Here is a 10,122-nt window from a genome sequence, read left to right as displayed (position 1 = left end):
ACACATCCACCCGGTTCTTTTCGAAGGGGTTTCCGTGAGGCAACTGTTCCAACTTAGCGCACAAAAGCACCCCGAAGCAAGTTCGGGGCATGTGAGCCTCGTTACGATCGATCAGGCGCTCATCGTCCTACCTCGTTTCCCTGGCCGCTGCTAGTCTCTGAGACCGGCTGTTCGGCACCGGGTCGGTGTCCGTGTCGCTCTGACTCGAATAAAGTTACGTGGCCGCGAACGCGAAGTCAAATCGCCTGGTCAGGGGCCATTTCACGCGCGTTCCGCGCCAGTCGTGGCCGATCACGGCCGACCACAGCCGATCACGGACGGTCACTGCAGCAGATCCGGCGCGAACCAGCTCGGCGCCGCCGCGGTGAAGCGCGCGCGGTCCCAGCGACCCGCGCCTTCCGGGACGACGCCGACCAGGGCGGTCTCGGTGACGCGCGGCAGATCCTCGCGATTGCACGACGACGCCAGGTCGGGGTCGGCGGGCCAGGAGCCGATCACCAGCCCGGCGCAGCGGACGCCGGCCGCCGACAGCGCCCGGGTGGTCAGCTCGCTGTGGTTGAGCGTGCCGAGGCCGGCCGCCGCCACCACGAGGACGGGGGCACCGAGCTCGCGCGCCAGGTCGAGCAGGGTGAACTCCCCCATCCGCACCAGCAGGCCTCCCGCGCCCTCGACCAGGACGAGGTCGGCGTCGTCGATCGCCTCGATCGCGGCCACCGTCTCCGCCAGCGTCAGCAGCGGCCGCCCGGCGCGCCGCGCGGCCGTGTCGGGCGCGAGCGGCTCGGGGTAGCGGGCCAGCTCGAGGGTGCGGCCGACGCCGGACAGGCGGGTCACCTCCGCCAGGTCGCCGGGTTCGCCGGGGCCCATCCCCGTCTGGGCGGGCTTGCACACGACGACCGAGCGGCCGCGCGCCTCCGCGGCGGCGGCGACGGCCGCGGTGACGACGGTCTTGCCCACGTCGGTGGAGGTGCCGCTGATCAGCAGGATGCTCACGCGCCGACCGCCTCGAGACCGCGGGCGCGGGCGAGGACGTCGCCGAGGACCTCCGCGATCACCGCCAGTTCGGCGTCGGTGAGATCGGCGCGGGCGGTCAGGCGCAACCGCGAGGTGCCCTCGGGGACCGACGGCGGGCGGAAGCAGCCGACGTCGAGGCCGCGGGTCCGGCACTCCTGGGCCGCGTCGTAGGCGACCTGCGCCTCGCCGAGCACGACCGAGACCACGGCGGACTCGGGGCGCGGCACGCCGGCGATCCGGGCGAGGTCCGCGGCGCGGTCGAGCACCCGGCCCGCCATCGCGGGGTCCTGACGCAGCAGCGCGAGGGCCGCGCGGGCAGCGCCCACCGCCGCGGGGGCAAGACCGGTGTCGAAGATGAAGGTGCGCGCGGCGTCGACGAGGTGGGCGCGGATCCGGGCGTCGCCGAGCACGACCCCGCCCTGCGCGCCGAGGGCCTTGGACAGCGTCGCCGTGACGACCACGTCGGGTTCCCCGGCCAGGCCGGTCTCGTGCACGAGGCCGCGGCCGCCGGTGCCGCGCACGCCGAGACCGTGCGCCTCGTCGACGATCAGGACGGCCCCCGCGGCCCGGGTGACCCGGTGCAGCTCGGCCAGCGGCGCCAGGTCACCGTCGGCGCTGAACACCGAGTCGGTCAGGACGAGGGCACGCTCCTCGTCGCGCTGCTCGAGCAGCCGGCGCACCGCGGCGACGTCGCGGTGCGGCGCGATCGCCACCCGTGCCCGGGACAGCCTGCACGCGTCGACCAGCGAGGCGTGGCTGCCCGCGTCGGAGACCACCAGCGTGCCGCGCCCGGCCAGTGCCGTGACCGCGCCGAGGTTGGCCGCGTAGCCCGAGGCGAACACCAGACCGGCTTCGGCACCGGTGAATTCGGCCAGCTCGGCCTCGAGGAGTTCGTGGTCGGTGGTGGTGCCGGTGACCAGGCGGGAGCCGGTCGAGCCCGCGCCCCAGCGCCGGACCGCGGCGATGGCGCCCTCGACGACGGCGGGGTGGCGGACCAGGCCCAGGTAGTCGTTGGAGGCCAGGTCGATCGACGGCGACTCGGGCTCCCGGGCGCGCAGGTGCCTGCGCAGGCCGGCGGCCACCCGCTCGGTCGCGCGCTCGTCCAGCCAGCTCAGCGGATCAATCGTCACAGCACAGGAGCATACTTGAACGGCGTTCAGGCCGTGGCGCGGACCGGCGGATCGCTACCGGGACGCGGGCACCGACCGCTGGGCCGCGACCGCGGCCGCGATCGCGCCGGTGACGGTGGCGACGTCGACGGTGGAGCTGACGAACGGCGGCATCGTGTAGACGAGGTTGCGGAAGGGGCGCAGCCAGGCCCCCGCGGCGACCGCGGCGTCGGTGGCCGCGCGCATGTCGACGGGCCGCTCGAGTTCGACGACCCCGATCGCCCCGAGCACCCGCACCTCGGCCACACCCGGCAGCTCGGCCACGGGAACGAGCCCGGACCGCAGCTCGGACTCGATCCGGGCGACCTCGCCGCGCCAGTCCCGCGACAGCAGCAGCTCGACCGAGGCCACGGCGACGGCGCAGGCCAGCGGGTTGCCCATGAACGTCGGGCCGTGCATGAGGCCTCCGTGGGAGACGGAGATGGTCTCGGCGACGCGGGTGGTGGTCAGCGTGGCGGCCAGGGTGAGGTAGCCGCCGGTCAGCGCCTTGCCGACGCACAGGATGTCCGGCGCGACGCCGGCGTGCTCGGCGGCGAACAGCGCCCCGGTGCGCCCGAAGCCGGTCGCGATCTCGTCGAAGATCAGCAGGACGTCCTGCTCGTCGCAGACGCGGCGGAGCTCGGCCAGGTAGCGGGGGTCGTGGAAGCGCATGCCGCCCGCGCCCTGCACGACGGGCTCGACGATGACCGCGGCCAGTTCGTCGCGGTGGGTCCTGATCGCGGCCTCGAACTCGGCGACGTAGGCGTCGTCGAAGTCGCGCGGCGGCGGGGAGACGAAGAGCTGGCGGGCCAGCACGTCGGTCCACAGCGCGTGCATGCCGCCCTCGGGGTCGCACACGCTCATGGGGGTGAAGGTGTCGCCGTGATAGCCGCCGCGCCAGGTCAGCAGCCGGTGCTTGCCCGGCCGGCCGACGCCGCGCCAGTACTGCAGCGCCATCTTCACCGCGACCTCCACCGACACCGACCCGGAGTCGCAGAGGAAGACCTTGTCCAGGCCGTCGGGGGTGAGTTCGACCAGCAGCTGGGCCAGCCGCGCCGCCGGTTCGTGGGTGAGGCCGCCGAACATGACGTGACTCATCCGCCGGGACTGCCGCACCAGCGCCGCGTCGAGCACCGGGTGCTGGTACCCGTGCACGGCCGCCCACCAGGAGCTCATCCCGTCGACCAGCTCCCGGCCGTCGGCCAGCCGCAACCGGGTGCCCGCGGCGCTCGCGACGACGAGCGGCTCGGTGCCGGCGGGGAAACCGCCGTAGGGGTGCCAGACGTGCGCGGCGTCGAGCGCGCCGATCTGTTCGGGAGTCAGTGCCACGGGATTCCTCGGCTCGGGACGGGACGGGACGGCCTTGAACACCGTTCAAGTTACCACCGGGCCGACACGGCGGAGCCGGGTGGGCGAGACCGGCGTCACGCCGCCGACGTTGCCGTTCGGCCGGGTACGCGGACGGGGCGGCCGCTACTGTCGAAGGATGCCGACGCCCGACGCCTCCCCCGGTGCCGTGTCACCTCCGGCGGTGTGGCCCGGCACCGCCTATCCCCTGGGGGCCACCTACGACGGCGGCGGCACGAACTTCTCGGTCTTCTCCGAGGTCGCGACCGCGGTCGACCTGTGCCTGATCGCGGAGGACGGCGCCGAGACCCGGGTCCGGCTCGACGAGGTCGACGGCTACGTCTGGCACGCCTACCTGCCGTCGGTCTCCCCCGGCCAGCGCTACGGGTTCCGGGTGCACGGCCCCTACGACCCCGACGCGGGGCAGCGCTGCGATCCGTCGAAACTGCTGCTCGACCCGTACGGCAAGGCGTTCGACGGGCGGTTCGCCAACGATCCCTCGCTCTACGAGCTCGGCCGGGACTCCCTGGGCCACACCATGACCGGCGTGGTGATCAACCCGTTCTTCGACTGGGGCGCCGACCGCCCGCCCAACCGGCCCTATCACGAGACGGTGATCTACGAGGCGCACGTCAAGGGCATGACCATGTCCCACCCGGAGGTACCGCCCGAATTGCGCGGCACCTACGCGGGATTGGCGCACCCGGCGATCATCGCGCACCTGAAGAGCCTGGGCGTCACCGCGATCGAACTCATGCCGGTCCACCAGTTCTTCCACGACCACGTGCTCCTCGACCAGGGCCTGCGCAACTACTGGGGCTACAACAGCATCGGCTATCTCGCACCGCACCAGGAGTATTCGGCCCGCTCGCGCGCCGACGCGGCGGTCACCGAGTTCAAGACGATGGTGCGCGCCATGCACGCCGAGGGCATCGAGGTCATCCTCGACGTGGTCTACAACCACACCGGTGAGGGCAACCACCTCGGCCCCGTGCTGAGCCTGCGCGGCATCGACAACGCCGCCTACTACCGCCTGGTCGACGGCGAGCAGGCGCACTACATGGACTACACCGGCACCGGCAACAGCCTCAACGTGCGCCACCCCCACACGTTGCAGCTGATCATGGACTCGCTGCGCTACTGGATCCTGGACATGCACGTCGACGGCTTCCGCTTCGACCTGGCCGCCACCCTGGCCCGCGAGCTGCACGACGTGGACCGGCTGTCGACGTTCTTCGACCTGGTGCACCAGGATCCGGTGGTCAGCCAGGTCAAGCTCATCGCCGAGCCGTGGGACGTCGGCGAGGGCGGCTACCAGGTCGGCAACTTCCCCAGCCTGTGGACGGAGTGGAACGGCAAGTACCGCGACACGGTGCGCGACTACTGGCGCGGGGAGCCCTCGGCGCTGGGCGAGTTCGCCTCCCGGCTCACCGGGTCCTCGGACCTCTACGAATCGACCGGGCGCAGGCCCGGCGCCAGCATCAACTTCGTCACCGCCCACGACGGGTTCACCCTGCGGGACCTGGTGTCCTACAACGAGAAACACAACGAGGCCAACGGCGAGGGCAACCGCGACGGCGAGAGCCACAACCGCTCCTGGAACTGCGGCGTCGAGGGGCCGACCGACGACCCGGAGATCCTCGCGCTGCGGGCCCGCCAGCAGCGCAACCTGCTGGCCACGCTGGTGCTGAGCCAGGGCACGCCGATGCTCTCGCACGGCGACGAGTTCGGGCGCACCCAGCAGGGCAACAACAACGTCTACTGCCAGGACTCCCCGCTGGCGTGGATGGACTGGTCCCTCGCGGAGACCAACGCCGACCTGCTCGCCTTCACCCGCCGCGCGGTGGCGCTGCGCACCGCGCATCCGGTGTTCCGGCGCCGCCGCTTCCTCGGCTCCGTCCCCGGGGAGATCACCTGGTTCACCCCGGCGGGTACGGAGATGACCACCGAGGACTGGGAGAGCGGGTTCGGCCGATCGCTCGCGGTCTACCTCGACGGCGACGGCATCGCCGAGCCGGGCCCGCGCGGCGAGCGCGTCACCGACGACTCGTTCCTGCTGTGCTTCAACGCCCACGACGCGCCGATCGACTTCGCCCTGCCCGGCCCGGACTTCGGCGACCGGTGGTCGGTCGCGCTGGACTGCGCCGCGGCGACCGGCGCCGGCGAGGCCGTGTATTCTTCCGCGGCTACTGTCTCCGTCGCAGGCCACTGCCTGCTCGTCCTGCGCCGAACCGCCTGACCCACCGATGACCGAGACCTACGTGACCGATCCCGTGACCATGCTGCACCGCGCGCCCGTGCGGCCGACCACCGTCCGCAGCACGTACCGGCTGCAGCTGCGCCCGGACGCGCTGACCTTCGCCGACGCGAGGGCCATCGCCGAGTACCTGCAGCAGCTGGGCATCTCGCACCTGTACCTGTCGCCGATCATGACCGCGGCGCGCGGGTCGACGCACGGCTACGACGTCACCGACCCGACGACCGTCTCGGCCGCGCTCGGCGGTCCCGGCGGGCTCAAGGCGCTGTCCGACGAGGTGCGCAGCCGCGGGATGGGCCTGATCGTCGACCTGGTGCCCAACCACGTCGGGGTCGGCGACCCGCGGCAGAACCCGTGGTGGTGGGACGTGCTGCGCAACGGCCGCGACTCGCGCTACGCCCGCTACTTCGACATCGACTGGAGCCCGGCCAACGGCGCGGGCGGTCGCCTGGCGCTCCCGGTGCTGCAGAGCGAGAACGATCCGGCCGCGCTCACCGTCGACCGGTCCGGGCCCGAACCCATGCTGGCGCTGCACGACCTGCGCTTCCCCATCGCCGCGGGCACCGACGGCGACAACGCGCTGCGCATCCACGACCGCCAGCACTACCGGCTGGTCAGCTGGAAGGCCGGGGTGTGCACCTACCGGCGGTTCTTCGCGGTGAGTTCGCTGGCCGCGATCCGGCAGGAGAGCAGCGAGGTCTTCGACGTCACCCATCGCGAGCTGGCCGCCTGGTGCGAACACGATCTCATCGACGGGGTCCGGGTCGATCACCCCGACGGGCTGGCCGACCCCAGCGCCTACCTCGAACGGCTGCGCCGGGTCATCGGGCCTCAGCGGCTGCTGCTGGTGGAGAAGATCCTGGCCAACCGCGAGCCCCTGGACGCGACCCTGCCGATCGACGGGACCACCGGCTACGACGCGCTGGCGGACCTCGGCGGGGTGCTGCTCGATCCGGCGGGCGAGGTGGCGCTGACCGACCTGTCGCAGCAGGTGGCCGGGCACGGCAGCGACCGGGCGTGGTTCGGGGAGACCGAACACCGCATCAAACGGGCGGTGGCCGAGAACATCCTGGCCCCGGAGATCCGGCGGCTGGTCACCGCGATCAAGCGCGACGCGGGCGCGGAAACCTCCGACACGCTGGCCCTGAGCAACGCGACCATCGAGGTGCTCGCGTTCATGCCGGTCTACCGGGTCGACTACGCGCCGCTGGCCGGCATCACCGCCGCGGTGGTCGCCGAGGTGGAGAAGCGCAACGCGGAACTGACCGCGCCGCTCGGCGTGCTGGTGACCGCGCTCGCGGCGGGCGGCGAGGCGGCCACCCGGTTCAGTCAGGTCTGCGGCGCCATCACCGCGAAAGCGGTGGAGGACACGATGTTCTACCAGGGCGCCCGCCTGGTCTCCCTGCAGGAGGTGGGCGGGAATCCGGCCCGGTTCGGGCACTCGGTCAACGACTTCCATCTGTCCAACAGCGAACGCGCGCAACGCTGGCCCGCCACCATGACCACGCTGTCCACCCACGACACCAAGCGCGGCGAGGACGTGCGCGCCCGCATCGGGGTGCTCTCGCAGGTCGCCGAGCTCTGGTCGCGGCGGGTGCGCGGCTGGCTCGAGATCACCCCCGCCCCCGACGGGGCGACGGCATTGTTCCTGTTGCAGAACATGTTCGGGGTGTGGCCCGCGGACGGCAGGCCGGCGTCCTCGGTGCCGGGGCTGCGCGACCGGCTGCACCGGTTCGCCGAGAAGGCCATCCGCGAGGCGGGCACCAAATCCTCGTGGGAGGAACCGGATGCGGCCTTCGAGTCCGCGGTGCACGCCTGGGTGGATCAGGTGATCGACGGGCCGGTGGGGTCGGGGCTCAGCGATCTCGCGCACGAGATGGCGCCGCACGCGTGGTCGGACGCGCTCGCCCAGAAGCTGCTGCACCTGTGCGGGCCCGGCATCCCCGACATCTATCAGGGCTGCGAGCTGTGGGAGGACTCCCTGGTCGACCCGGACAACCGGCGGCCGGTGAACTTCGGCGTGCGGGCGGGGCTGCTCCAGTCCCTCACCGACACCCCCGCGCTCGACACCACGGGCGCCGCGAAGATGTGGGTCGTCGCCTACGCGCTGTGGCTGCGGCGGGAACGTCCGGAGTGTTTCGTGGGCGGCCGGTACCTGCCGATGTACGCGGTGGGTGAGCACGCGCACCGCATCGTCGCCTACAGCCGCGGTCCGGCGGGTGAGGCGCCGGAGGTGATCGTGGTCGCGTCGCGGTTCAGCGTGGGGTTGGGCGCCACCGGGTGGCTCGACACCACCCTCGCCCTGCCGCCCGGGCAATGGACCGACCGCCTCACGGGCGCGACCTACGCCGAGCAGGCCCGGATGGACAAACTCTTCGCCCGGCTGCCGGTCGCGCTGCTCGTACGCTGAGGCGGGGCCGCGACCGGGTGGTCGCGGCCCCGCTCCCGTGCGATCACCGGGCGCGACGCAGGCCCAGGTACTGCAGGGCCGCGAAGCCGCCGACGACCAGCGCCTGCAGCACGGCCCAGACCGCGCCTGCCGCGGTCAGCGACAGGACCCCGGTCACGACCGCGAGCACGCTGAGCACCGCCCAGGCGGCGTTGCCCACCACCACCGCGCCCGCGGCGGCCGGGGAGATCCGCCGGGTCGCCCCGGTGGCGGCGACGCCGAGCGCGTAGACGGTGAGGAAGACGCCGATGCCGAGCGCCACGGCGCGGTCGAGGCCGAGCAGGTCGTCGAGCAGCCCGGACAGCGCGAGGTAGGCCAGCCCGTTGGCGCCGGTGACGACGGCGTCCAGGCGCAGCGACAGCCGCAGCAGCCCGTCGGCCGGGGCGAGCAGGGTGGACAGGCGGGACGAAGGGGCGGCGGTGGCCATGATCGTGTTCCTTTCGGGGAGGGGAGGTCTCAGGCGGTCGGCACCTGGTCGAGGAAGCCGTAGACGCGGTCGATGCGGTCGCCGTCGCACACGGCGACGTCGGAGCCGACGATCACCGCGGGCGCCCCGGCCGGGCCGAGTTCCCAGGTGAAGCGCAGCTGCTGGTGGTGGGCGTCGACCGGGCCTGCCAACCGGAACTCCCACTCGGGGAACTGCGCCTGCACGCCGGCGATGGCGGCCTCGAGTTCGGCGTGGCCGGTGACGTCGACGAGCGGGTCGACGTAGCGGGCGGCGTCGGTGAACAGGCCGGCCACCGCCGAGCGGCGGGCGCCGGGCTCGCGGGTGTTCCACGCCTCGATGTAGCGGGTGGCGAGAGTGTGCATCGTTTCCTCCGAAAGTGGCTTCTACCTGGTGTTCCGCGGGTCGTTCCCGCGATGTCTCCTACGGTATGGCGCGCCGGTGGCCGCCCGAATCCGTCGCCTATAGGTACTTTCGGGTGCCGGGCTACTGCTGTCGCGGAACGGGGTGCGCGCCCGCCGGTTAGGTTGGACGGATGCTGGTCGGACGGGAACGGGAACAGGCGGTGATCGACGCCCTGCTCGCCGAGGCCCGTGCGGGGCGCAGCGGCGCGCTCGTGGTGCGCGGCGAGGCCGGGATCGGCAAGACCGCGCTGCTGGATTACGCCGCCGCGCAGGGCTTTCCGGTGGTGCGCAGCGCCGGGATCGAATCCGAGGCGGAACTGCCCTTCGCCGCGCTGCATTTGCTCGTGCGGCCGGGGATGGAGCTGGTGCGCGCGCTCCCCGACCGGCAGCGCGCGGCGCTGGAGGGCGCGTTCGGGCTGGCCGAGCCGGGGCCGGGCGACCGGATGCTGATCGGGCTCGCGGTGCTGAGCCTGCTGGCCGAGGAGGCCGCGCACGGGCCGCTGCTGTGCCTGATCGACGACGCGCACTGGCTCGACGAGGCCAGCGCCTCGGCCCTGCTGTTCGCGGCGCGCCGCCTCGGCAGCGAGGGGGTGGCGATGATCTTCGCGACGCGCTCCGGCCCGGACGACTTCCCCGCGCCCGGGCTGGCGGAGCTGCCCGTGACCGGCCTGGCGCCGGACGCGGCCGCGACGCTGCTCGACCGGGCGGGCGCGAACCTGTCCCCCGCCACCCGCTACCGGCTGCTCACCGAGTCCGCGGGCAACCCGCTGGCCCTGCTGGAACTCCCCGCCGCCGTGGCCTCCTCGACCATCGACGCGAGCGACCCGCTGCCGCTGACGCAGCGGCTGCGGGTGGCCTTCCACGGGCGGGTCGCGCGGCTACCCGCGCCGACGCGCACCCTGCTGCTGGTGGCGGCCACCGCCACCGGCTCCGCCCTGGCGCCGATCCTGCGCGCCGCGGGCCTCCTCGGCGCCGGGCCCGCGGACCTGCAGCCCGCCGAGGACGCCGGCCTCGTCGACACCGACGGGCGCACCCTGACGCTGCGTCATCCCCTCGTCCGC

At 73.1% G+C, this 10,122-nt stretch carries 8 protein-coding genes; 3 read left to right on the top strand and 5 right to left on the bottom strand.

Annotation, left to right across the window (positions count from 1 at the left end; translation table 11 throughout):
• Positions 1 to 321 precede the first annotated feature (321 nt).
• Genes bioD through ON36_RS08900 form a run of 3 tightly spaced genes read right to left on the bottom strand, consistent with a single transcriptional unit; the run spans position 322 to position 3,488 of the window.
• Positions 322 to 990 (bottom strand): dethiobiotin synthase, encoded by a 669-nt coding sequence (gene bioD, locus ON36_RS08910; protein ID WP_043650216.1) that lies wholly within the window; start codon positions 988 to 990, stop codon positions 322 to 324.
• Positions 987 to 2,141 (bottom strand): 8-amino-7-oxononanoate synthase, encoded by a 1,155-nt coding sequence (locus ON36_RS08905; protein ID WP_043650213.1) that lies wholly within the window; start codon positions 2,139 to 2,141, stop codon positions 987 to 989. The genes bioD and ON36_RS08905 overlap by 4 nt, the downstream gene beginning before the upstream one ends.
• Before the next feature lie 54 nt (positions 2,142 to 2,195).
• Positions 2,196 to 3,488 carry an adenosylmethionine--8-amino-7-oxononanoate transaminase gene (locus tag ON36_RS08900; RefSeq protein WP_043650210.1) on the bottom strand — a complete coding sequence of 431 codons (1,293 nt, stop codon included), beginning with the start codon at positions 3,486 to 3,488 and terminating at the stop codon, positions 2,196 to 2,198.
• 157 nt (positions 3,489 to 3,645) lie between these two features.
• Here ON36_RS08900 and glgX point away from each other — a divergent pair, with 157 nt between their 5' ends.
• Together glgX and treY are read left to right on the top strand one after the other, a co-directional pair.
• Positions 3,646 to 5,745, top strand: a complete 2,100-nt coding sequence (glgX, locus tag ON36_RS08895) for a glycogen debranching protein GlgX (protein WP_052313788.1) — start codon at positions 3,646 to 3,648, stop codon at positions 5,743 to 5,745.
• Between the two features lie 40 nt (positions 5,746 to 5,785).
• Positions 5,786 to 8,173: a malto-oligosyltrehalose synthase gene (gene treY, locus ON36_RS08890; protein ID WP_052313789.1), complete on the top strand. Its 2,388-nt coding sequence runs from the start codon at positions 5,786 to 5,788 to the stop codon at positions 8,171 to 8,173.
• A 43-nt stretch (positions 8,174 to 8,216) separates the two neighbouring features.
• Here treY and ON36_RS08885 read toward each other — a convergent pair whose 3' ends face one another.
• Together ON36_RS08885 and ON36_RS08880 are read right to left on the bottom strand one after the other, a co-directional pair.
• Positions 8,217 to 8,639: a hypothetical protein gene (locus ON36_RS08885; protein ID WP_052313787.1), complete on the bottom strand. Its 423-nt coding sequence runs from the start codon at positions 8,637 to 8,639 to the stop codon at positions 8,217 to 8,219.
• Between the two features lie 29 nt (positions 8,640 to 8,668).
• Positions 8,669 to 9,022 (bottom strand): nuclear transport factor 2 family protein, encoded by a 354-nt coding sequence (locus ON36_RS08880; RefSeq protein WP_043650207.1) that lies wholly within the window; start codon positions 9,020 to 9,022, stop codon positions 8,669 to 8,671.
• Between the two features lie 170 nt (positions 9,023 to 9,192).
• Here ON36_RS08880 and ON36_RS08875 point away from each other — a divergent pair.
• On the top strand, positions 9,193 to 10,122 hold a 930-nt coding region (locus ON36_RS08875; protein WP_043650205.1), incomplete at its 3' end, for an AAA family ATPase.

The organism is Nocardia thailandica NBRC 100428, assembly GCF_000308795.1.
In the GTDB taxonomy this organism is placed as follows: domain Bacteria; phylum Actinomycetota; class Actinomycetes; order Mycobacteriales; family Mycobacteriaceae; genus Nocardia; species Nocardia thailandica.
The sequence above is the reverse complement of the archived record's forward strand: the minus strand, read 5'-3'. Positions and strand labels throughout refer to the sequence as shown.